Source organism: Leptobacterium meishanense, from assembly GCF_037645805.1.
GTDB lineage: Bacteria > Bacteroidota > Bacteroidia > Flavobacteriales > Flavobacteriaceae > Leptobacterium_A > Leptobacterium_A meishanense.
The window spans coordinates 175,302-196,826 of sequence record NZ_JBBEXE010000003.1 but is presented as its reverse complement, the minus strand read 5'-3'; the positions used below and the strand labels follow the sequence as shown (position 1 = coordinate 196,826).

Annotated in this window: 25 protein-coding genes; 5 read left to right on the top strand and 20 right to left on the bottom strand. The window is 36.5% G+C overall.

What is annotated here, in order from left to right; genetic code table 11:
* Positions 1–6 precede the first annotated feature (6 nt).
* Genes WBG21_RS05095 through mraZ form a run of 5 tightly spaced genes read right to left on the bottom strand, consistent with a single transcriptional unit; the run spans position 7 to position 5,151 of the window.
* Positions 7–1,470, bottom strand: a complete 1,464-nt coding sequence (locus tag WBG21_RS05095) for a UDP-N-acetylmuramoyl-L-alanyl-D-glutamate--2,6-diaminopimelate ligase (protein WP_340075474.1) — start codon at positions 1,468–1,470, stop codon at positions 7–9.
* A complete protein-coding gene (locus WBG21_RS05090) occupies positions 1,467–3,479 on the bottom strand; it encodes a penicillin-binding protein (protein WP_340075472.1) in 2,013 nt (670 codons plus the stop codon). Before WBG21_RS05090 ends, WBG21_RS05095 begins: the two co-directional genes overlap by 4 nt.
* Positions 3,480–3,486: 7 nt before the next feature.
* Positions 3,487–3,804, bottom strand: coding sequence for an FtsL-like putative cell division protein (locus WBG21_RS05085; RefSeq protein WP_340075470.1), 318 nt, complete (start codon positions 3,802–3,804; stop codon positions 3,487–3,489).
* A complete protein-coding gene (gene rsmH / locus WBG21_RS05080) occupies positions 3,801–4,706 on the bottom strand; it encodes a 16S rRNA (cytosine(1402)-N(4))-methyltransferase RsmH (RefSeq protein WP_340075468.1) in 906 nt (301 codons plus the stop codon). The genes WBG21_RS05085 and rsmH overlap by 4 nt, the downstream gene beginning before the upstream one ends.
* Positions 4,684–5,151, bottom strand: coding sequence for a division/cell wall cluster transcriptional repressor MraZ (gene mraZ / locus WBG21_RS05075; RefSeq protein WP_340075466.1), 468 nt, complete (start codon positions 5,149–5,151; stop codon positions 4,684–4,686). The genes rsmH and mraZ overlap by 23 nt, the downstream gene beginning before the upstream one ends.
* 272 nt (positions 5,152–5,423) lie before the next feature.
* Here mraZ and WBG21_RS05070 point away from each other — a divergent pair, with 272 nt between their 5' ends.
* Together WBG21_RS05070 and yihA are read left to right on the top strand one after the other, a co-directional pair.
* The gene (locus tag WBG21_RS05070; protein WP_340075464.1) at positions 5,424–6,188 is read left to right on the top strand and encodes an alpha/beta fold hydrolase; all 765 of its coding nucleotides are present in this window, start codon (positions 5,424–5,426) and stop codon (positions 6,186–6,188) included.
* A 10-nt stretch (positions 6,189–6,198) separates the two neighbouring features.
* A complete protein-coding gene (gene yihA, locus WBG21_RS05065; RefSeq protein WP_340075462.1) occupies positions 6,199–6,810 on the top strand; it encodes a ribosome biogenesis GTP-binding protein YihA/YsxC in 612 nt (203 codons plus the stop codon).
* A gap of 141 nt (positions 6,811–6,951) precedes the next feature.
* Here the strand turns inward: yihA and WBG21_RS05060 are convergent, their stop codons facing one another.
* Together WBG21_RS05060 and WBG21_RS05055 are read right to left on the bottom strand one after the other, a co-directional pair.
* The gene (locus tag WBG21_RS05060) at positions 6,952–7,263 is read right to left on the bottom strand and encodes a hypothetical protein (RefSeq protein ID WP_340074309.1); all 312 of its coding nucleotides are present in this window, start codon (positions 7,261–7,263) and stop codon (positions 6,952–6,954) included.
* Between the two features lie 313 nt (positions 7,264–7,576).
* Complete coding sequence (locus WBG21_RS05055) at positions 7,577–7,762, bottom strand: hypothetical protein (protein WP_340075460.1); 186 nt, start codon at positions 7,760–7,762, stop codon at positions 7,577–7,579.
* Positions 7,763–7,870: 108 nt separating this feature from the next.
* Between WBG21_RS05055 and WBG21_RS05050 the strand changes: the two genes are divergently transcribed.
* Entirely contained in the window at positions 7,871–8,350 is a 480-nt protein-coding gene (locus WBG21_RS05050) for a helix-turn-helix domain-containing protein (protein ID WP_340075458.1), read from the top strand.
* Positions 8,351–8,362: 12 nt separating this feature from the next.
* On the opposite strand, the gene WBG21_RS05045 is transcribed toward WBG21_RS05050, so the two are convergent.
* From WBG21_RS05045 to gldB, 5 genes are all read right to left on the bottom strand, one after another.
* Positions 8,363–8,575, bottom strand: a complete 213-nt coding sequence (locus WBG21_RS05045; protein WP_340075456.1) for a hypothetical protein — start codon at positions 8,573–8,575, stop codon at positions 8,363–8,365.
* Entirely contained in the window at positions 8,568–9,149 is a 582-nt protein-coding gene (locus tag WBG21_RS05040; RefSeq protein ID WP_340075454.1) for a hypothetical protein, read from the bottom strand. The genes WBG21_RS05045 and WBG21_RS05040 overlap by 8 nt, the downstream gene beginning before the upstream one ends.
* A gap of 385 nt (positions 9,150–9,534) precedes the next feature.
* Complete coding sequence (locus WBG21_RS05035; RefSeq protein WP_340075452.1) at positions 9,535–9,681, bottom strand: hypothetical protein; 147 nt, start codon at positions 9,679–9,681, stop codon at positions 9,535–9,537.
* 366 nt (positions 9,682–10,047) lie between these two features.
* Positions 10,048–10,383 carry a gliding motility protein GldC gene (gene gldC / locus WBG21_RS05030; RefSeq protein WP_340075450.1) on the bottom strand — a complete coding sequence of 112 codons (336 nt, stop codon included), beginning with the start codon at positions 10,381–10,383 and terminating at the stop codon, positions 10,048–10,050.
* The gene (gene gldB / locus WBG21_RS05025; RefSeq protein ID WP_340075448.1) at positions 10,383–11,342 is read right to left on the bottom strand and encodes a gliding motility lipoprotein GldB; all 960 of its coding nucleotides are present in this window, start codon (positions 11,340–11,342) and stop codon (positions 10,383–10,385) included. The genes gldC and gldB overlap by 1 nt, the downstream gene beginning before the upstream one ends.
* A gap of 114 nt (positions 11,343–11,456) precedes the next feature.
* Between gldB and nadE the strand changes: the two genes are divergently transcribed.
* Both nadE and WBG21_RS05015 read left to right on the top strand, forming a co-directional pair.
* On the top strand, positions 11,457–12,248 hold the full coding sequence (gene nadE / locus WBG21_RS05020; RefSeq protein WP_340075446.1) for an NAD(+) synthase: 792 nt from the start codon (positions 11,457–11,459) through the stop codon (positions 12,246–12,248).
* 156 nt (positions 12,249–12,404) lie between these two features.
* Positions 12,405–13,037, top strand: coding sequence for a response regulator transcription factor (locus tag WBG21_RS05015; RefSeq protein WP_340075444.1), 633 nt, complete (start codon positions 12,405–12,407; stop codon positions 13,035–13,037).
* Position 13,038: 1 nt separating this feature from the next.
* Here the strand turns inward: WBG21_RS05015 and dnaG are convergent, their stop codons facing one another.
* The 8 genes from dnaG to rsgA all read right to left on the bottom strand — a co-directional run bounded on the left by dnaG (position 13,039) and on the right by rsgA (position 21,512).
* Positions 13,039–15,015 carry a DNA primase gene (gene dnaG, locus WBG21_RS05010; RefSeq protein WP_340075443.1) on the bottom strand — a complete coding sequence of 659 codons (1,977 nt, stop codon included), beginning with the start codon at positions 15,013–15,015 and terminating at the stop codon, positions 13,039–13,041.
* A gap of 66 nt (positions 15,016–15,081) precedes the next feature.
* Positions 15,082–16,059: a polyprenyl synthetase family protein gene (locus WBG21_RS05005; RefSeq protein WP_340075441.1), complete on the bottom strand. Its 978-nt coding sequence runs from the start codon at positions 16,057–16,059 to the stop codon at positions 15,082–15,084.
* A 35-nt stretch (positions 16,060–16,094) separates the two neighbouring features.
* Positions 16,095–17,138: a dual-specificity RNA methyltransferase RlmN gene (rlmN, locus tag WBG21_RS05000; protein ID WP_340075439.1), complete on the bottom strand. Its 1,044-nt coding sequence runs from the start codon at positions 17,136–17,138 to the stop codon at positions 16,095–16,097.
* Positions 17,139–17,224: 86 nt separating this feature from the next.
* Complete coding sequence (queA, locus tag WBG21_RS04995) at positions 17,225–18,274, bottom strand: tRNA preQ1(34) S-adenosylmethionine ribosyltransferase-isomerase QueA (RefSeq protein ID WP_340075437.1); 1,050 nt, start codon at positions 18,272–18,274, stop codon at positions 17,225–17,227.
* Positions 18,275–18,366: 92 nt separating this feature from the next.
* Entirely contained in the window at positions 18,367–19,602 is a 1,236-nt protein-coding gene (locus tag WBG21_RS04990) for a 3-phosphoshikimate 1-carboxyvinyltransferase (RefSeq protein ID WP_340075435.1), read from the bottom strand.
* Between the two features lie 106 nt (positions 19,603–19,708).
* Positions 19,709–20,035, bottom strand: coding sequence for a nucleotide pyrophosphohydrolase (locus WBG21_RS04985; RefSeq protein WP_340075433.1), 327 nt, complete (start codon positions 20,033–20,035; stop codon positions 19,709–19,711).
* Between the two features lie 16 nt (positions 20,036–20,051).
* Complete coding sequence (dtd, locus tag WBG21_RS04980; RefSeq protein ID WP_340075431.1) at positions 20,052–20,504, bottom strand: D-aminoacyl-tRNA deacylase; 453 nt, start codon at positions 20,502–20,504, stop codon at positions 20,052–20,054.
* A 54-nt stretch (positions 20,505–20,558) separates the two neighbouring features.
* Positions 20,559–21,512: a ribosome small subunit-dependent GTPase A gene (rsgA, locus tag WBG21_RS04975; RefSeq protein WP_340075429.1), complete on the bottom strand. Its 954-nt coding sequence runs from the start codon at positions 21,510–21,512 to the stop codon at positions 20,559–20,561.
* Positions 21,513–21,525 lie beyond the last annotated feature (13 nt).

Genomic DNA, 21,525 nt, shown 5'->3' with positions numbered 1-21,525 from the left:
TTATTTTCATTTATTTAGTTGGGCCAATGTTTCTTTTACTATTTTGTAATCGTCAAAATCTATGCGTTTTCCGTTTGTTTCCTGATAGGTCTCGTGCCCTTTACCGGCAATGAGAATAATGTCTTTATTATTTGCTAACTGACATGCCGTTTTTATCGCTTGTTTCCTATCGATCACAGCCATGGTTTTTTTATAGTTCTGAGGTGCCACACCTGCTTCCATATCATCAATAATGGCCTGGGCATCTTCGGTCCTTGGGTTGTCAGAGGTAAAAATGGCTTTAGTGCTTAATGTAGCAGCAATATTTGCCATTACAGGACGCTTTGTTTTATCCCTGTCACCGCCACATCCTACAACGGTAATAAGTTCTTCGTTCCCTGTTCGGATATTGTTAATGGTTTCCAATACATTTTTCAAAGCATCAGGGGTATGGGCATAATCAACAATAGCGGTTATTTTTTCTTTTGAGACGAAGTATTGAAAACGACCTGCTACGCTATCCAGCTCACTTATATAGCGAAGGGTTTCTAGAACATCCAACCCTAAAATGTTGGCAGTAGCATAAATGCATAGAATGTTATATGCATTGAAGCTCCCAATAAGTTTTGTCCATATTTCATGCTCCCTTATTTTTAACAGCAATCCGTCAAATTGATTTTCCAGGACTTGTCCTTTAAAATCTGCATACGATTTTAACGCATAGCTATATATTTTGGCTTTGGTGTTCTGCACCATAAACAACCCGTTCTTATCATCTATATTCGTCAGGGCAAAAGCTGTTTTCGGAAGTTGGTCAAAAAATGTTTTTTTGACATCTCTGTAGGCTGCAAATGTTTTATGGTAATCTAAATGATCCTGTGTAATGTTTGTAAATATCCCACCGGAAAAATGCAATCCTTCCGTTCTTTTTTGATGAATGCCATGTGAACTCACTTCCATAAAACAATAGCTCACCCCTGCATCATTCATCATTTTCAGGTATTTATTTATAGCAAGCGAGTCAGGAGTCGTATGTGTTGCTTCGTATGCTGTATCATCTATATAAATCCTTACTGTTGATAAAAGCCCTACTTTAAACCCTACTTTTCTGAACAATTGGTACAACAACGTGGCAACAGTAGTTTTTCCATTGGTGCCTGTTATTCCAATAAGCTGTATAGTATCAGATGGGTTCTCATAATAGTTGGCTGCCATTATAGCTAAGGCAGTTTGACTGTCTGCTACCTCAATATAGGTGACCCCATTAATAATGTCATTAGGAAGTTGCTCACAGATAATTGCTTTCGCCCCTAATTCAATAGCTTTTTTTATGTACTGATGCCCGTCTGTTATAGTTCCTTTTATTGCAACAAACACATCATCTGATGAAACCTTTCGAGAATCAAAATGAAGTCCGTTTACATATACGTTTGTACTGCCTGCTACAGCATTAATGCTCACTTTATATAATATGTCTTTTAAAAACATCATGATAATTCCAGTACAATTGTTTTATTGGGTGTAATTTTTTCTCCTGCTTCTAACGATTGTTTTTTTACTTTCCCATTCCCTCCTTTTATACTTACTTTCAATCCTAAATTTTCTAATAAAGAAACTGCATCCATTCCGCTCATCCCTTTCACATTGGGAACTGCCCGATATTCTTTCTGAATCCTTGTATAGTATTGCTCATAATCTTTATCAGTTTTAATATTCCGGGTTTCTAATTTTTCAATAACATCAACAGCGGGTGTTGTTATGTATATTTTTTGGGCAATGCTTTTAAATACAGGACCGGACACATCTGCACCATAATACCCTTTACTTTTATCAGGTTCGTGGATAACTACTATACAAGAATATTTAGGGTTATCGGCCGGGAAATATCCAACGAATGAAGAGATGTATTTTAATTTGTCTGAGTCTCTGCTCGCATAGTCTTTTTGTGCAGTTCCTGTTTTTCCGGCAATTGGAAAATTTTGCACATTCAGGTCATTTCCGGTTCCATGTTTTTTTTCCACTACATTTCGCAAAAGTTGTTTTGCCTTAGCTAGCGTTTCTTGTGAACATATCGATGGGTTCAGCACTTCTCTATCAAAACGCATTACCGGTTTGTCCCATTCTTTTACTTCTTTTATCAATCGGGGCTTCACCATTTCCCCGTCATTGGCCACGGCATTGTAGAAGGTCAATATCTGTAGTGGTGTAAGGGATACTCCGTACCCGTATGCCATCCATTGTAAGGAGATGCCGCTCCAGTTTTTCTTATCGTTCGGATGTGGTATATATGGCTTTCCTTCTCCTTTTATAGAAAGTCCTAATTGTTCGTTAAGCCCCATATTATAAAGGCGATCAACAAACTTTTTTGGGTTTTCACCATAGAATTCGTCAATGATTTTTACGATTCCTACATTTGAAGATACCTCAAAGGCTTCTGATGCTGAAATAACCCCATATCCTCCTTTTTTAGAATCACGGACTTTTTTGCCATAAAAAGAAATTTCTCCCTTTTCAGTGTCCACTGTATAGCTAGTGTCTATTACTTTATCTTCCAGCGCAGCAATCAAACTCATCAGTTTAAAGGTAGAACCTGGCTCCCCTGATTCCCCCACGGCATAATTTAATCGTTCGTAATAATTTCCGTCTTTTGCTTTTCCAAGGTTAGAGATCGCTTTTATTTCCCCTGTCTTTACTTCCATCACTACTACAGACCCATGGTCAGCTTCATACTTTTGCAACTGCTCCATCAGGGCGTGGTGTGTAATGTCTTGGATATTTATATTAATGGTAGAAACAACATCATATCCATCTTTAGGCTCTATCTCATTGTCATCATTAATCGGTTTCCATTGGCCTTTTGCAATTTTTTGTTTCAATTGCTGACCTTCCTTTCCTTTTAAATAATCACTAAATGCCCCCTCAAGGCCTACACTGATCACTTCTCCTTTTTCGTTGTAACGTTCATATCCTACGCTACGTTCTGCTATATCTCCCAACGGGTGTTCCCTCACTGTTCGTTGCTCTGTAATAAGCCCTCCTTTATAGGTTCCTAAATTGAATAAAGGGAATTTTTTCAACCGCACATATTCCGTATAGCTAAGGTTTTTGGTAATGGCCAAATAGCGGTTCTTGGTAACACGTGCTTTTGTAAATATATTCCGGTAGTATGAAGATGGTTTGCCCAGCATTTTTGATAGTGAGTCAGATAGCCCCCGTAGTTGTTCCTTAAAATCATTATCCTTAGGGGCTACTGCGTCAAAACGGATATCATACCGGGTTACGGAAGTTGCCAAAAGACTGCCATCATCAGCATACAAATTGCCTCTGTTAGCAGGTATTACAAAGTTTTTGATCGTCCGCTCTTCTGCTAGCTTTTTATACTTACTCCCTTCTGCTATTTGAATATATATAAGCTTTCCGGCTACTGCAATCACAAATAGGAACATACAGCCTGCTATAAAATACAACCTGTTTAATATGTTCTTTTCTGTTGTTGGCATGTAACTTTTATTTCTGTTGAACGATTTTTATTTTCTTAGGTGGCGTTGATGAAGGTGACAAACCTTTTTCTCTCACCCTTTCTGCAACAGTTGATTCTAATTTTAATTTTTGTAAAGCCGAACGGACATCTACAAACTCACTTTTCAATTCTTTTACCTCATTATTTAAATTGGCTATTTGCATTACTTTTTTGTCCACACTATGGGCACTGGCAATCATTATTACTGCCAATACAGAAGCAAAAAGGATAAAACGCCAATTTTTTATTGCATCTTCGCTCACAAGAAACCTGCCTTTTAATATGTCCATGAAGTTTCTTTTCATAACCTTTCCGCGATTCTTAATTTGGCGCTCCGCGCCCTATTGTTTTCTTGTATCTCTATTTCAGATGGTGTTATCAGTTTGCCTATTTTTTTAAAAGGTACTTCCACATTTCCATAAAGGTCTTTTTCCGGTGTGCCTTCAAACATTCCATCACGTATAAACCGCTTTACTAAGCGGTCTTCTAAAGAATGATAGCTTATTATTGCCAACCTTCCTCCTTTTTTAAGCACTTCAGGGGTTTGCTCTAAAAATGTTTTTAATGCTGTTATTTCTTGATTGACTTCAATTCGAATAGCTTGATAGACTTGTGCCAGCACCTTATACTCCCTGTGTTTTGGCAACAGGTGATTTATGGCTTCCCTTAGTTCTGTGGACGTTTTTATAGGGGCAGCACCTCTCTTTTTTATAATAGCACCGGCCAGTGCATTAGCATTCTTAAGTTCGCCATAGGTATAAAAAATAGTTTTTAGGTGCTTTTCTTCATAGTCATTGATCACATGGTAAGCGGAAAGCGCATTTTTTTGATCCATTCGCATATCCAGATCACCTTCAAAACGCGTTGAAAAACCTCTTTCTGCTACATCAAATTGGTGCGAAGACACCCCCAAATCTCCTAGGATTCCGTCTACTTTTGTTACACCATAGAATTTCAAATACTGTTTCATAAACCTGAAATTCTCATTTATAAGCTTAAACCGGTTATCATCTATTGCATTCACCTGTGCATCTTTGTCTTGGTCAAAGGCAAACAATTTGCCCTCTTTGCCCAATCGGTTTAATATTTCTCTGGAATGGCCCCCGCCGCCAAAAGTCACATCTACATATATGCCGTCTTCTCTAATGGCCAATCCATCAACTGACTCTTTTAACAATACAGGGTTATGATAATTCGTCTGTATCATCGCCTCCCATTACTTCTTCGGCTAAATCCGCAAAATCAACCGCAGCATCATCAATAGCCTGTTCATAATTGTTCTTATCCCATATCTCAATGATGTTGATAGCAGAAGAAACCACAATTTCTTTTCGGATCCCTGCAAAATCAACCAAATCTTTCGGAATGAGCAATCGTCCTGCAGCATCTACTTCCACCACTTTTACACCTGCCGTAAACCTTCTGATAAAATCATTGTTCTTCTTTTTAAACCGGTTGAGTTTGTTTACCTTTTCCATCAGCACATTCCATTCATCCATAGGATATAGTTCCAAACATGGCTGAAACACCGCCCGCTTCATTACAAAGCCTTTCTGTAGCATGGGCACAAGCTGGTTTTTCAAAGCCACAGGAATCATGATCCGCCCTTTCGCATCTGCTTTGCATTCATATGTGCCTATAAAAGTATTCACCTGTTTTTGTTCGGTTTACGATATCCGTTTTTCAAATATATGGAAATATTTACCACATTTTACCACATTTTACCACTTTGTTGATAAAATTTAACTTTTAAAGGTTAACCTGCATTAAAACACTCATTTTGAGATGTTAAAAACTTCATCAAAAAAAATTTGAGAAAGAAATTCCGTAAGTCAAAACCCTTTTTTAGTGTATTTTAAAAACAGTGGATGATATAATACTGAAATCCCTATATTTGTTTCCTTAGAATTGTAACTGGCCTGAAATGCTCAATAGGATTAAGAAAGAAAAAAAGTTTAGTTACCTGGAAGTTGGCGAAGGCATCCCTATGATTATTTTGCATGGGCTTATGGGGGGGTTGAGCAATTTTGAAGAAGTTTCCGACCACTTCTCTAAAAAAGGCTACAAAGTCCTTATTCCTGAACTGCCTGTTTATGGTATGTCCCTATTAAAAACAAATGTAAAGAGCTTTGCTGTTTTTCTTGAACGGTTTATTGAACACAAGGGTTTAGATCAGGTTATTCTACTGGGAAACTCTCTCGGCGGGCATATCGGTCTGCTCCACACAAAATTATACCCCGATAAGGTAAAAGCCCTCGTTATTACCGGAAGTTCCGGGCTTTATGAAAGTGCTATGGGAGATGGTTACCCTAAAAGAAGTGACTATGAATTCATCAAGAAAAAAAGTCAGGATGTCTTTTATGATCCGGAGGTAGCCACCAAAGAAATTGTAGATGAGGTATATACTACCGTAAATGACCGGAATAAATTGATAAAAACACTTGCCATTGCCAAAAGTGCCATACGGCACAATATGGCAAAGGACCTGCCGAGTATGCACACTCCTACCTGTATTATATGGGGCAGGAATGACACGGTAACTCCTCCTAATGTAGCAGAAGAGTTTCATCAACTGTTACCTGACTCTGAATTGTTTTGGATTGATAAGTGTGGACATGCCCCTATGATGGAACATCCTAAGGAGTTTAATCAGCTATTGGATGCATGGTTGACCAAGAGAGGTTTGTAATTCACTTTTCATGAAAATTAAATCTGCGGAATTTATTATCAGTAATTCTGATGTGGACAAATGCCCTAAAGAGCATATTCCGGAATATGCTTTCATTGGAAGGTCAAATGTTGGCAAATCATCCTTAATTAATATGCTTACCGAGCGGAAGCACCTGGCAAAAACATCCGGCCGGCCGGGAAAAACACAACTGATCAACCATTTTAAAATAAATAATGAATGGTTTCTAGTAGACCTACCCGGATATGGATATGCACGTGTTTCAAAAACTGCCAAAAAAACATTTCAAAAACTTATCACGACATATTTTGAAAAACGCAAGCAATTGGCCGCTGCTTTTGTATTGATCGATTTACGGCATGCCCCACAAAAAACCGACCTGGAATTTATGCAATGGCTTGGCGAAAACCATATCCCTTTTTCTATTGTTTTTACAAAAGCCGATAAATTAAAGCCCGGGGCCATTGAACGGAACCTCCAACAGTATACTTCAAAAATGTTAGAACACTGGGAAGAAATGCCAAACCATTTCATTACCTCTTCATTAAACAAAAATGGAAGGGATGAACTCCTGGCATATATTGACCAGATAAATACCGAATTGAAGAAAGAGGGTGCCTGAAAAATCATAAAAACTCTAAATATGTCATATTGAGCGTCCCGATAGCTATCGGGACGAAATATTTGATTCTCAATTGCGTATGATTCTCGACTGCGCTCGAATTGACAGAAAAACATGTTTTTTGGATACCCTCTTTATAACCTATGCAACTAAGCCCATCTTTTCCATAGCAAAAGCCTCCAAAGCTTCGTCTAAGGAGTAGCCCTCATATTTAAGTCGGTATTTTACCGTAACCTCAGGTGTCCTTTTCATTTCCTCATAAAGGTATTCTTTGTACTTCCATGGAAGGCTCTTGAAAGGGCGCCTGCGCTTGCCATCTACCCATACCAAACGTTGCTTGTCCTCTTCATAAAGAATCTCTACAGGCTTGGGCTCTCGCAGCTTCCTGGCCATCATTTCATACATACGCTGTTCGTTTTTAATTTCCGGGGTGTGATTGATGCGGAGTATCATTGTTGTTAGTTTTTAGTTAAAAGGTTTTATAGTTTTATAGTTTAATTGTTTAGGGTTTAGTTGTTCTGTTTACTCGTCCCTTCTCACTATTTCCTATTCACTTGTCCAGTTTATAGTCTATTCGTTTAAAAGTTTAGGGGTTAAATAGTTCTTTTTTCTTTTCGCTAATCGCACTTTCCTTTTCATTCTTCGCTAGTTCACAGTTGACAGCTTTAAGCTGAAAGTTTTTTCTTTGATTAGTCTTTAACTTTACTATTCGCTCTTTCCTTTCCCCTCTTTCCTCATTCTAATTTGCAACTCCCCAATTCGTAATTCATAATTTACTTTCAATTATTTCTATTAATTCTTGGTAAATTTTTTTTGCTTTTTCTGTATTTACATTTCGCTTTCCTTTTATAATAAGCCGTACATATTGCCCGCTACATTGATGCTTTCTTCCTACCCAATCTCCATACCCGTAAAGTATTTTTTGTGCTTCTTCGGTAAAGTTGGCTATCATTTTGCTAAATTTGTTTGGATTGTGAGATAAAAATATTTCATTTGGAATTATTATGCAAGTATTTTGCTTAAAATTTTATCATTTTACTTTAACTTATTGCTTTATTAAATGAAAATGAACACTATAGGGGAGCGATTGTCTTTCCTTATCCATAGAAAAGGTGTAAAAGCATATCGGGTAGCTAGCGAAACAGGGATTTCCCAGGCTACCATAAGTAGAATTATAAATAAAAACCAAAAGCCCAATATTGCTACCACAAAAGTTTTATGTGCCTATTTTGGGGTTACGGAAGATTGGTTGTTGACAGGGAGAGGAAATACATATAAAAATGAGCACCCCTCTGAGCAAAATATAATAAAAGAAGAAACTGTACAATACTATACAAATATAAAAGACAAGTTTATTGAAATAACCCCACTGGATATTGTGATCTATATTATGGGAAATAAAAAGCAATTATTAAAAAATGACGATTTTAAATTGCTTATAGAAAATCTTGGCAAACAAGTATTTGAAGAAAAATACACTCAAAAAATTGAATACCTTGAAAACCTTGTAGAAACACTTGTTAAAAAAACAGGAAAATAACCTGTATTTCTGCTATTGTAGAAGGTAGGTATGCATTGAAAAGTTAAGTTTTTTACTTTTCTTTTTTAATATTTCGGCGCGAGCAACTAATTTCTCCATATTAATTTCACGCATCTGATTTTCTTCTTCAAGTTGTTCTCTCATTATTTTTAATAACCTTTCTAGTGCTTTTTCTGAGAGAAGTCCTTCATATTTTTCTAATATGTACGCTTGCTCGTTATTCAATACCTTTTTTTAATGTTTTATATGCATCTTCATCATACTCTTTCACATCTTCAGGGGCTACATATTTATCTCGTGCCTCCACTAAGATAAAATCTCCTAAAACCTTAACCATTTTCTTTAAGTTTCTTATCTGTAATGAGAAAAAGCGAAGCCCCTTCCGCAAAAAATAAATCATTACATAAAAGAAAATTATAAAAACTGCTGTATAATACCAGAAGTAATCTTTTTCAATTATACTTTCATCTCGCATTATATACATAAATTGAACAGAAAAAGCAGCTAAAGGAGAAAGATAACTCCATCGCTTAGGTTTAAAAAAGGTACTAAATAAAATCAGTATTGGAGAAATTGTTTGACTAATTGACCATATATAAGCATCTAAATCATAATAATAATCAGGAACATAACTAAAAGTGACATTAAAATAGTTAATGATCTTATCAGCATACAAGATCAACCCTGATAAGATCATTAATAATGTACCAAAAAAAGATTTAATCACCGTTGCCTGGTCTCCGGATCTTATATTTATCGGTTCCTTGTTCATATAAATTATCTTCTGTAGCTTGGTCATTAGTACATGCTATAAATGTTACCGAGCTTACGAATACGATAAATGCGACTAACAATACTTTTTTCATTTTAAGTTGGTTTTATTATTATACTTCACAAGTATAATTGATAAACCTACTTAGGGTTAGCGTATTATCGTATAGTTATCCTTATTTTACGAAGGCTAATATATAAAAAATTGAACCTCAAATTTAATTTGTTTGGATTATTTACAACTATAATATTTACAATAGTTTACAAATAAAAACAACGAAATAAAAAGCGCATATATATTATGGTTTTACAGTAGCTTTTATGAAAGTTTTTTCTTTAATTAAAGTATGCTTTATCATTTCGAAAAGATCCTGATGACAGTCAGGAGGATGTGAAAAGTCCAAAAAAAAAATTTAATCGCCTCCTCCTGGTCTTCTGACTTTAACAGTATCGGTTCCTTGTTCATATAAATTATTCTCTGTAGCTTGGTCATTGGTACATGCTGTAAATGTTACCGAGCTTACGAATACGATAAATGCGACTAACAATACTTTTTTCATTTTAAGTTGGTTTTATTATTATACTTCAGAAATATAATTTATAAACCCACTTATAATTAGCGTATTATCTTATAGTTACTATTATTTTATGAAGGCTAATATATAAAAAATAGAACCTTAAATATAATTTGTTTGAATTATTAACAACTACTTTATTTTCAATAACTTATAAATAATATATTGTTACACAGAATACGTTTTTTAATTATGGTTTTACAATAATTAAAATGAAAGTTTTTTCTTTATCATTTCGATTCCTTTGTAATGCAAAGGTGAAAAACCAATAAAAATTTCTTAAAAGATAAAATAAGATCTCTCTCCCGATAGCTATCGGGACGTTATCCTCCTTCAAAATGATTTGGGTAATTATTTATTCAATTCTAACTTTTCGGCAAAGTATTCACAGAAATCCTTCATGGTAGCGGTCATTTTTTCATCTTGGGTGGCTTTATAAAAGGTATCGCTCATTGTTAACAATGTCTGGTGAAAAAATTGTTTCATTTCATCAACAGGCATGTCCTTTGTCCACAGGTCTATACGTAGTGTTTCTTTATTGCTTCCATCCCATACAGAAAGTAGCATGGCTTTAGCTTCTTCTTCATTTATCCCTCCGTCTTGTGCACTCCATGTCAATTTTTCCGGCACCCTGTTTTCATCGAGTGCGACTGTAAGCTTTATATCTGAAACGTGTTTGGCAGCCATTATTTTTTTGGTTTGTATTGTGAATTTTCAAAGATGGCCCTCCCGGGTGTTGTTATCATTTTTTGTAAAGATACATCATTATTGCCCATATAAGCTGTTACAATCTGCCAGCCGATAAACCTTCCCAATTGCCCCGGGGATTCATTGTCCAATTCCAGATAAAACTTGGAAAAAGGAGCCGGGTTTATAAATCGGGGCTGTAGTTTTCTGTCTGTGGAAAACAACAGGCTTTGCTCAACAAAATACTGCCATATTTCACGTTCATTGGCCATGGCCCAATCCCATTCTTCAGGGGTATATCCCATAATTTCCGCATTGGATTTTTTGGGCAACAAAATGCTTTTTATATATAGCTGCTTGCCGTAATAGGTTATCTGTGATAAAAAATCACGTTCGGTAAGATAAGGCAATTGTTTCTCTGCAAAAGCTTCTGCTACACCCACTATGAGTTGCTCTTTTTTTAAATTTTTCCGCAAGTACTTCTGAATCCCTTCATAAAACCGGTGGTCTTCACCTAAATAATTATCTAAGGCAATCAACAAAAGACTATCGGTATAGATTACACTATTATTATAATCCACATCAGAAGTAACAGTAACTACCTTCGGAACTGCCTCTTCAGGAAAATAATATTTCACATGTTTAAAAAATGCTTCGAGTGCCGCTTTTTCTTTTTCAAAATCTGAAAATTTACTGTTCACTTCTTCAAAAAGCACCTTCTGTAATGAATCTTGCATACGGCCTGTCCATACACTATCGGGAAATTGCTCCGGAAACAGGTACGGATATTTGTTTTTCAAGCCGGGCAAGTCATCCGGGGATGCTTTGGCAAAGGCACGGTCAAATCGGTCAACAATAACTTCAACCTGTATTTTTGCTATTTCTTTTTCAATCTTTTTTTTATTGTTGCAACTTACTATTACCAACAATAGAAATAGTATTGACGTAAAATTCTTCATAATTCTGTTCTAAAAATATCTGGCCTTGTTTCTAAAAACGCCCATCATTTTCAATAATTATATGATAAGCCTTATTTTTGGCAAAAATAGCTTATAAAAAACAACCTTGATAAAATGGATACTAAAAGCGTAGTTGATCATATTGTAAAATGGCTGAAAGCATATAGTGAAAATGCTGGCACAAAAGGTTTTGTAGTCGGAATATCTGGGGGGATTGATTCTGCGGTTACCTCCACATTATGTGCGCGCACCGGTTTACCTGTATTGTGTATGGAAATGCCGATACATCAGGCCAAAGAACAAATAACCCGGGCATCAGAGCATATAAAGTGGTTAAAAAGCCACTATGCAAACGTGGCTTCTGAGCAAACAGACCTGACACCGGTTTTTGATAGTTTAGTGGCCTCTTTCCCTAAGGTTGAAAATGAAGAAGAGCGGTTTATGTCCCTAGCCAATACACGTGCACGGTTACGGATGACCACTTTATATTATTTCGCAGCATTAAAAGGGTATTTAGTTGCCGGAACGGGAAATAAGGTGGAAGATTTTGGGGTTGGTTTTTATACAAAATATGGTGATGGCGGTGTGGACCTAAGCCCTATTGCCGACCTGTTAAAAACAGAGGTCTATGAAATAGGGGCCTATTTAGGCATTAACAATGCTATTTTAGAAGCACCTCCCACAGATGGCCTTTGGGGGGACAATAGGACTGATGAAGACCAAATAGGTGCTACATACCCTGAATTGGAATGGGCCATGAGTATGGTGGATAAAGGTAAAAAAGTAACTGATTTTTCAGGAAGGGAAAGAGAAGTAATGAATATCTATCTGAAATTAAATACAATTAATAAGCATAAAATGCTACCTATCCCTGTATGTAAAGTTCCCGTTGATCTAAAAAAATAGGCAATAGAGCGAAAATATGTTAACTTTTTGTTGTAAGTAGATTTTTTAACTACTTTTACCTTTGATTCTATGTAATATAGAATTATTTTAACAGGGTTCTTCTGGCTCTGAGCTTTGTTAAAATTCAGTATAGATTAACAAAAAACCATTTTAATTATGATTAAAGTTCTTGTGGCTGATAGCCATCCTATTGTACAAGCAGGAGTTGCTGCTGTATTGAACAACTCTAAGGAAGTTCAGATCTCGGGAACTGTAAGTACTACGTCAGAACTATTCAGCTTTCTCGCTAAGAAAAAGCCGGATATAATTCTACTTGAAATGGATATTCCAGAAGTTAACGGGGTAACCGCACTTCGAAAAATCAAAAAAGAGTATCCTGAAGTTAAAGTATTAATGTACAGCGGTCAGCCAGAGGACGTATATGCTATCAGTACATTGCGTGCCGGTGCTTCAGGTTATTTGGCAAAAACTGCCGATACCGCTCTTATTGCCGACGCAATCAAAAAGATTGTAGGAGGTGGAGTATTCATTACTAATGAATTGGCCCAACGACTTGCTGTTGACGAAACAACTAACAAACCTCGAAGGTTCTTTAGGAAACTATCGACCCGTGAAATTGAGGTGTTAAAGCTTTTGGCAGCAGGAAAACGCAACAAACATGTTGCAGAGGAATTAGATCTCAACGAAAAAACAGTAAGTACTTACAAAGCTCGATTAATGCGCAAGCTTAATGTTGACAATTTAGTTGACTTATTACAGCAAGCCAAAGCCTTAGAATTGTTGCAGTAGTCTACAAAACCCTATTTAGTTTTTTAGATAACAACTTTTTTAATTGATGGTAATTCACGATTTCTTCCAAGACATCGTGATTACCATCTTTTTTTTCAATGGTCTTTTCTCCCAATGCTGCTACCCGTCTATCTATAAGAAAACAACGAAGATTTAGAATAGTTTCGTTAACTAATTGTGGAACCGTATAGTTTTTATCTTTCACATATATGTTTTTTCGTTCCCAATTATGGAGCATGTACTTTTCTTCATCCATTTGAATAGAAGCTATTTCTGAGGCTATTTCTGCCTGTACTTCCTTAATATAATCTTCTATAACAAATTTTTCGTCTTCATGAAGTTTTGAAATTAAGCCATAGTATATTTGTTTGAATACAGGGTTTGTAAGTTCTACTTCATCTTGTTGTAATTCCAAATATATTTTTTCAAATACTTTCATCCGATGTTGTTCCGGCTCCAGGGTCAACTCTCCTTTTTCATTCTCTTTTAAAATGAAATCATCAAAATCTTCTTCTTTATTGCCATAAAGCAGCAAAATCTGAATAATCTTTCGCTCCAATTCATTTTGGACATCTACCTTTTCTATTTGAGCTTCGTTCCTTACTACCTCAAAAGCTTTTCGCTGCTGCTTATAGCGTTTGTTTGCTTCTGTTATTTCACTGCGGTTAATTTGGGCAAGTGTGTTAAACAGTACTTCTTCCGAAATGTCCATTATTTTAGCACACTCTTGCAGGTAAACTTCTCGTTGGATCCTATCTGGTATTTTGGAAATACTCATCACAATATCCCGAATCGTCCCTGCTTTTTTTACCGGGTCATTTTGGGACTCCTCTACCAACAGCGATGCTTTGAATTGAATAAAATCTTTTGATTTTTCATCAAGGTACAGCACCAAGTCTTCATAAGTGTTCTTCCGTGCAAAACTATCCGGGTCATCTCCTTCCGGAAACGTACATACTTTCACGTTCATTCCCTGTTCTAAAATCAAGTCGATACCGCGTAGAGAAGCGCGTAGTCCTGCCGCATCCCCATCAAACAACACCGTAATGTTTTTTGTAAGACGGTTTATCAAACGTATCTGTTCGGGGGTCAGTGCCGTTCCACTTGAAGCAACTACATTTTGAATCCCTGTTTGATGAAATTGGATAACATCAGTATAGCCTTCTACCAAATAACAGTTATCTTCTTTGGCAATGGCTTGCTTGGCATGGTAAATACCATAAAGTATTTTACTTTTATGATAAATCTCACTTTCAGGGGAGTTCAGGTATTTAGCGGCTTTTTTGTCATTTTTCAAAATACGGCCACCAAATCCCAATACACGTCCACTCATGGAATGGATAGGGAATATGACACGTCCCTTAAAGCGGTCAAATTGTTTGTTTTGAGTATCAGGCCCTATGCCTTCTTTTACAATGGTAAGCCCTGTTCTTTCTAAAAATTCAAGGTTATACCCTTTTGAAAGGGCTTCTTTAGTAAAGGCTTCCCATTCATCTAAGGAATACCCTAACCCAAATTTTTTAATAGTTTGATCCGTAAACTCTCTTTCTTTAAAATAGGTTAAGCCTATTGCTTTTCCTTGCTCTGTGTTCCATAGGGTCTCTTCAAAATATTTTTGGGCATATTCAGAAACCAAGTACATACTTTCCCGCTCATTGGCTTTTTCTTTTTCTTCATTGGTCTGTTCGGTTTCTTCTATTTCAATATTGTATTTTTTAGCGAGGTGCTTTATGGCTTCCGGATAAGTGAAATGTTCATGTTCCATCAAAAATGCCACCACATTCCCTCCTTTTCCACTACTAAAGTCTTTCCATATTTGTTTTACCGGCGAAACTACAAAACTGGGGGTGCGTTCATCAGTGAAAGGGCTCAACCCTTTATAGTTTGCCCCCGTTTTTTTTAGCTGCACAAAGTCCCCTATTACTTCCTCCACACGGGCCGCATCAAATACTTTGTCTATGGTAGCTTTTGTAATCAATTATTTTGTTTTGTAATGAAGTAAAAATAATGAAATTTAGCTTTTAATCCCTTGTATTTATACTGTTTACTTTTTCCGCTCAATAACGTAGTTGACCATTGTTCGCAACGCTATTTTATGTTCGGAATCGGGGTATTCAGCAAGTAAACGGAGGGCTTCTTCTTGAAATGTGGCCATCTTTTTTTCAGCGTAATCCAACCCTCCACTGTCTTTAACAAATTTGATCACTTTTTTAACCCGTTTTTTATCCTTGTTATGGTTTTTTATGGAGTTAATGAGCCAGCTTTTTTCTTTTTTGTCACAATTATTGAGTGTATATATAAGCGGAAGTGTCATTTTCTGTTCTTTGATATCAATTCCTGTGGGTTTTCCTATAGGTCCATCGGTGTAATCAAACATATCATCTTTTATTTGAAAGGCCATTCCTATAAGTTCGCCAAACTTGCGCATCTTTTCTACTTCAGGCGAACCCGGTTTTACGGAACAAGCCCCCAAACTGCAACAAGCTGCTATAAGTGTCGCTGTTTTTTGACGGATAATTTCATAGTAAACCGCTTCTGTGATATCCAACCTTCGGGCTTTTTCTATTTGAAGCAATTCCCCTTCACTCATTTCACGAACTGCCACCGAGATAATTTTTAATAAGTCAAAGTCATTATTATCAATAGAGAGCAGTAAGCCTTTTGATAAGAGGTAATCACCAACTAAAACGGCAATTTTGTTTTTCCACAAGGCATTAATGGAAAAGAACCCCCTGCGACGGTTACTATCATCCACTACATCGTCATGTACCAAGGTCGCTGTGTGAATTAACTCAATGACCGAAGCTCCTCTGTATGTACGTTCATTTACTTTTCCTCCTGACACCATTTTTGCAACTAAAAACACAAACATGGGGCGCATTTGTTTTCCCTTTCTGTTAACGATGTAGTAGGTAATACGATTGAGGAGCGCTACTTTAGAAGACATGGATTCGTAGAACTTTTTCTCAAAAAGTTCCATTTCTTCATGTATAGGTGCTTTTATTTGTTCTACAAGCTTCATATAGGATTCAAAGATACGGTTTCAATTAAATAATATTAATTATGCTTATTGGCAAGCTGTCCGCATGCCGCATCTATGTCTTTTCCACGGGAACGACGAACAGTAACGGTGATATTGTGTTGTTCTAATTGTGTTATGTATTGATTAATTATACTTTCTTCTGCTTGCTGAAACATCCCATCATCTATAGGGTTATATTCTATAAGGTTTACTTTGGCAGGGGCAAATTTGCAAAAGGTAATGAGAGCCTCTATGTCTTCTTGCCTATCATTGATGCCTTTCCAAACAATATATTCATAAGTAATCTTGCTTTTAGTTTTACGGTACCAGTATTCCAATGCTTCCCGAAGTTCTCTTAATGAGAAATGCTCATTAAATGGCATAATAGATGTTCGAACCTCTTCTATAGCGGAATGCAATGAAACGGCAAGTTTAAACTTTACACTTTCATCTGCCATTTTTTTAATCATTTTAGGGACTCCAGATGTGGATACTGTAATGCGCCTGGGTGACATCCCCAATCCTTCTTTACCGGTAATTTTAGCAATGGCTTTTATAACATTATTGTAATTCATAAGCGGCTCACCCATTCCCATAAATACAATGTTGGAAAGCGGCCTATTATAATATAATTGGCTTTGGCGGTGAATGGCCATTACTTGATCGTATATTTCATCGGGGGTAAGGTTTCGCATTCGTTTTAAGCGGGCTGTTGCGCAAAATTTGCAGTCTAGACTACATCCTACTTGACTGGAGACACACGCTGTTGTTCGGGTGTCTGTGGGAATCAACACGGATTCAACTATCAAACCGTCATGTAACCGGACTGCATTTTTGATTGTGCCATCGCTGCTCCGTTGGAGCTTGTCTACATGAATGTGGTTGATTACAAAATGTGCTGAAAGGATCTCACGTGTTTTTAAAGACAAATTGGTCATTTCTTCAAAGGAATGCGCTCCTTTGTTCCACAACCATTCATACACTTGATCTCCTCGAAAAGCTTTGTCTTCATTTTGAACAAAAAACGTTCTGAGTTCCTCTTTAGCAAGTGCACGTATGTCTTTTTTGGCTTCCGTCATTATCCTGCAAAGATATAGGTTTTATGCATGATGGTTATAATAAAAAAGCCCTGCGAGAACAGGGCCATTATCTTCATCATATTACTTTATATAATAAGCATGGCATCGCCATATGAATAGAACTTATACTTTTCTTTAATGGCTTCATCATATGCTTTCTTGATAAGGTCATGTCCGGCAAAAGCAGATACCATCATCAAAAGTGTTGACTTCGGTGTATGGAAATTTGTAATCATACAATCAGCTATGTTAAAATCATACGGGGGGAAGATAAACTTATTGGTCCATCCTTCATATGGGTTTAACGTTTGTTCTGATGACACAGAGCTTTCTAGACCGCGCATTACAGTTGTACCTACTGCACATACGCGTTTTCTATCTACTTTGGCAGCATTTATAATTTCACATGCCCGTGTGTCTATAATCAGTTCCTCACTATCCATTTTATGTTTGGACAGGTCTTCTACTTCTACCGGGTTAAAGGTTCCTAATCCTACGTGGAGGGTTATTTCAGCAAGGTTAATACCTTTTATTTCTAATCTTTTTAGCAAGTGTTTGGAAAAATGCAACCCTGCAGTTGGTGCTGCTACAGCTCCTTCATATTTTGCATAAATAGTTTGATACCGTTCTTCATCTTCAGGTTCAACGTCTCTTTTTATGTATTTAGGAAGTGGTGTTTCCCCTAATTCGTTCAGTTTTCTTCTGAATTCTTCATACGATCCATCATATAAAAAACGAAGGGTACGCCCCCGGGAGGTTGTATTATCTATTACTTCAGCCACAAGGCTTTCATCTTCGCCAAAATACAATTTATTTCCAATCCTGATCTTACGGGCCGGGTCTACAAGCACATCCCATAGACGTTGTTCGATATTGAGTTCTCTTAACAAAAACACTTCTATACGAGCACCCGTTTTTTCTTTGTTTCCAAATAACCGGGCCGGAAATACTTTCGTATTGTTAAGCACCATAACATCTCCCTCTTCAAAATAATCAACAAGGTCCTTAAATAATTTATGTTCTATGGTTTTTTTAGCTCTGTCCACTACCATTAAGCGGGCTTCATCTCTGTTTTCTGATGGATATTCTGCAAGCAACTCTTTTGGCAGGTCAAAGTTAAAATGTGATAATTTCATAGGTTTTTTGTGGTTTTGTTTAAAGGCAGCAAATATACAACCTCAGTATAGGGGTTGTCAAGGAAATAAAGAAATATTTAGGTTTTTGGGCACTACGCTCTTTTTAAGTGCTCTATATTGAACTGTAATTTTTCCATGTCTTTCCAAAAATCAGGATATGATTTTGAAACAACTTCAGCATTTTTAATGATTATGGGCACTCGTATTGCCAACGGCGCAAAAGCCATTGCCATCCGATGGTCATTATAGGTGTCTATGGCAGCTTCACTTTTAATATTTTCCGAGGGCACTAAAGTCAATGCCTCATCAGTCACATTGATATTGGCTCCTAATTTCATAAGTTCTGTGTACAATGCTTCTAACCGGTCAGTTTCTTTAATTTTTAAGGTATGAAGCCCTGTGAGATGACAACCTATACCTAACCCATAGCAAGTTACTGCAATAGTTTGGGCAATGTCCGGAGCATTAACCAAATTTGTATGAAAGTTTTTTATAATTGGTTTTGCTTCCTTTGTGAGTATTATTTGGTTTTCATAAAATGTAGTTTTCACGCCAAAGTTTTCATATAATGTCGCTAAAACTCCGTCGCCTTGTATGCTGTTTTGCTTATAGGATGATAGTCCAATCTCTGTCCCTTCATCAGATAATGCAACAATACTATAGAAATAGGAAGCGGAGCTCCAATCAGATTCTACCGTTATTTGAACATCTGCTATATCATTTTTAGGGAATACCTTTATTTTGTTGGCTTTAAAATGTGTTTTTATCCCTAGCTCATTCAATAGCGAAAGGGTCATTTTTAAATAGGGCAATGAGGTGATGGTTCCTTTTAAGGTCAACTGCAACCCATTTTGCAGCTTTGGTGCAATCAACAACAAGGAGGATATGTATTGACTGCTAACATTCGCTTTGAGAATTACTTCATTTTTTGTAATATTCTTGCCTTTTATCCTTAATGGTGGATAGCCTTCATTTTCTTCATAATCAATGTCTGCACCTAATTGTCTTAATGCATCTATCAAAATTTCAATGGGCCGTTCTTTCATTCGTTTAGATCCTGTAAGTTGTATTTGGCTCCCTTCCTGTATGGCAAAATAGGATGCTAAAAAACGCATGGCCGTACCCGCATGATGAATGTCTATAACAGCAGCTTTTGATTGTAATGCTTGCTGCATTAATTGTGTATCGTCTGCATTAGATAGGTTTTCAATAGTGATATTGGGATATAACGCTTGCAACAGCAACACACGGTTACTCTCACTTTTCGACCCTGTGACTTTTATTTCAGCAGATATTTTTTTATGATTTGTCGCTATTCGAAGATCCACCTGGTTTTTATATAGAATTTGTATTTCTTAAGCTAGACTAAATAACCTTATCTGAGTTTGTCAATGTTTTTTTATCGTTTGTCAACCATCATAAAAACAGCAATGTTTATTTCAATTTTTTATTGCTGTGATGCCTGTCATGATCACGTTTTGTTTTTTTATCCATCCGTTTTTCAAATACCTCTTGAAGGTCTATCCCTGTTTGGTTGGCCAAGCATAAAACTACAAAAACAACATCGGCCAGTTCTTCACCTAGATCTTTTTCTTTGTCACTTTCTTTTTCACTTTGCTCCCCATACCGACGGGCAATAATACGGGCTACTTCTCCCACCTCTTCCGTAAGTTGTGCCATATTTGTGAGTTCGTTAAAATAACGGACTCCATGTTCTTTTATCCAATCATCAACCTGTTTTTGTGCATTTTTCAAGATCATTTGATATACTTTTTATTTATTCTTTTGATTTGGTATCTATTATAATTGTCACCGGACCATCATTTACTATAGATACTTTCATATCAGCACCAAAAATTCCGGTGCCTACTTTTTTCCCTAACTCTTTTTCTAGTTTTGCTACAAATTGTTCATATAAAAGAATCGCTATATCGGGCTTAGCTGCTTTAACATATGATGGCCGATTGCCTTTTTTGGTAGCTGCATGTAATGTAAATTGACTGACAACAATAGCATCGCCATTTTCATCTAACAACGAGTTGTTCATAACACCATTTTCATCATTAAAAATACGGAGTCGTGCAATTTTTTCGGAGAGCCATTTAATATCTTCCGGATTATCAAGATCTTCTATCCCCAATAAAATTAAAAGCCCTTTGCCAATGGACGCTGTTCTTTTTCCTTCCACGGTTACAGATGCTTGTGATACTCTTTGAATAACAGCACGCATTTTTTAGTTTTATTGTTTATTTATTGTTTATTTATTGTTTATTTATTGTTTCTTCTAGTCATCGGATTCATAAATATCCGTCCGATAGTTTTCTTCATCTCCTTCTAAGATTTGCCGGTAACTTTTATAACGGCTCCACGCAATTTTGCCATTTTCCAACGCTTGCTTCACTGCACATTTTGGTTCATCTATATGTAAACAATTATTGAATTTACATTGGCTTTTTATGGCTAGAAATTCTGGGAAATAATCACTAAGCTCTTCTTTCTCCATATCTACTAAACCAAATCCTTTTATGCCTGGCGTGTCTATTATTTTTGCGCTAAAACCTAAATCGTACATTTCTGCAAATGTAGTGGTGTGCTGGCCTTGCTTATGTTGTTTGGATAATGCCGCTGTCTTTAAGCTCATTTCAGGAGCTATCGTATTAATCAGCGTCGATTTTCCCACACCTGAATGACCGGCAAAGATATTTACTTTTCCTTCCATGAGTTTTTTTACCTTGTCAACATTTTGCCCAGTAAGCGCTGATATCCCAATACATTCATATCCTATTTTCCGGTACAATGCGGCCAGATACTTTATTTCTGCTAATTCATCCGCATTATAGACATCTATTTTATTAAACAAAATAACAACCTTAATGCTGTATGCTTCTGCCGTGACCAAGAAACGATCAATGAATATGGTATAGGTGGTAGGGTTGTTTAATGTAACCAATAAAAATGCCTGGTCTACATTAGCAGCAATGATATGGGTACGTTTGGACAGTTTTACCGATTTTCGGATAATATAGTTTTTTCTATCGTATATTTTTGTGATAATCCCCATAGTTTTCCCTCCTACATTTTCCAGCTTTATAGCCACTTCATCACCTACGGCTAACGGATTGGTACTTTTAATACCTTTTATACGGAATTTTCCTTTTATCCTGCTCTCATAAAAAGCTCCATCTGCTGCTTTTACAGTATACCAACTCCCTGTAGATCTATATATAATTCCCTTCATTTAGTTTCCAAAG

Coding starts and splice junctions, on each gene's coding strand:
- WBG21_RS05095 (WP_340075474.1), bottom strand. CDS start 1,470: ATGATGTTTTTAAAAGACATATTATATAAAGTGAGCATTAATGCTGTA.
- WBG21_RS05090 (WP_340075472.1), bottom strand. CDS start 3,479: ATGCCAACAACAGAAAAGAACATATTAAACAGGTTGTATTTTATAGCA.
- WBG21_RS05085 (WP_340075470.1), bottom strand. CDS start 3,804: ATGAAAAGAAACTTCATGGACATATTAAAAGGCAGGTTTCTTGTGAGC.
- rsmH (WP_340075468.1), bottom strand. CDS start 4,706: ATGATACAGACGAATTATCATAACCCTGTATTGTTAAAAGAGTCAGTT.
- WBG21_RS05070 (WP_340075464.1), top strand. CDS start 5,424: ATGCTCAATAGGATTAAGAAAGAAAAAAAGTTTAGTTACCTGGAAGTT.
- yihA (WP_340075462.1), top strand. CDS start 6,199: ATGAAAATTAAATCTGCGGAATTTATTATCAGTAATTCTGATGTGGAC.
- WBG21_RS05060 (WP_340074309.1), bottom strand. CDS start 7,263: ATGATACTCCGCATCAATCACACCCCGGAAATTAAAAACGAACAGCGT.
- WBG21_RS05055 (WP_340075460.1), bottom strand. CDS start 7,762: ATGATAGCCAACTTTACCGAAGAAGCACAAAAAATACTTTACGGGTAT.
- WBG21_RS05050 (WP_340075458.1), top strand. CDS start 7,871: ATGAAAATGAACACTATAGGGGAGCGATTGTCTTTCCTTATCCATAGA.
- WBG21_RS05040 (WP_340075454.1), bottom strand. CDS start 9,149: ATGACCAAGCTACAGAAGATAATTTATATGAACAAGGAACCGATAAAT.
- WBG21_RS05035 (WP_340075452.1), bottom strand. CDS start 9,681: ATGAAAAAAGTATTGTTAGTCGCATTTATCGTATTCGTAAGCTCGGTA.
- gldC (WP_340075450.1), bottom strand. CDS start 10,383: ATGGCTGCCAAACACGTTTCAGATATAAAGCTTACAGTCGCACTCGAT.
- gldB (WP_340075448.1), bottom strand. CDS start 11,342: ATGAAGAATTTTACGTCAATACTATTTCTATTGTTGGTAATAGTAAGT.
- nadE (WP_340075446.1), top strand. CDS start 11,457: ATGGATACTAAAAGCGTAGTTGATCATATTGTAAAATGGCTGAAAGCA.
- WBG21_RS05015 (WP_340075444.1), top strand. CDS start 12,405: ATGATTAAAGTTCTTGTGGCTGATAGCCATCCTATTGTACAAGCAGGA.
- WBG21_RS05005 (WP_340075441.1), bottom strand. CDS start 16,059: ATGAAGCTTGTAGAACAAATAAAAGCACCTATACATGAAGAAATGGAA.
- rlmN (WP_340075439.1), bottom strand. CDS start 17,138: ATGACGGAAGCCAAAAAAGACATACGTGCACTTGCTAAAGAGGAACTC.
- queA (WP_340075437.1), bottom strand. CDS start 18,274: ATGAAATTATCACATTTTAACTTTGACCTGCCAAAAGAGTTGCTTGCA.
- WBG21_RS04985 (WP_340075433.1), bottom strand. CDS start 20,035: ATGATCTTGAAAAATGCACAAAAACAGGTTGATGATTGGATAAAAGAA.
- dtd (WP_340075431.1), bottom strand. CDS start 20,504: ATGCGTGCTGTTATTCAAAGAGTATCACAAGCATCTGTAACCGTGGAA.
- rsgA (WP_340075429.1), bottom strand. CDS start 21,512: ATGAAGGGAATTATATATAGATCTACAGGGAGTTGGTATACTGTAAAA.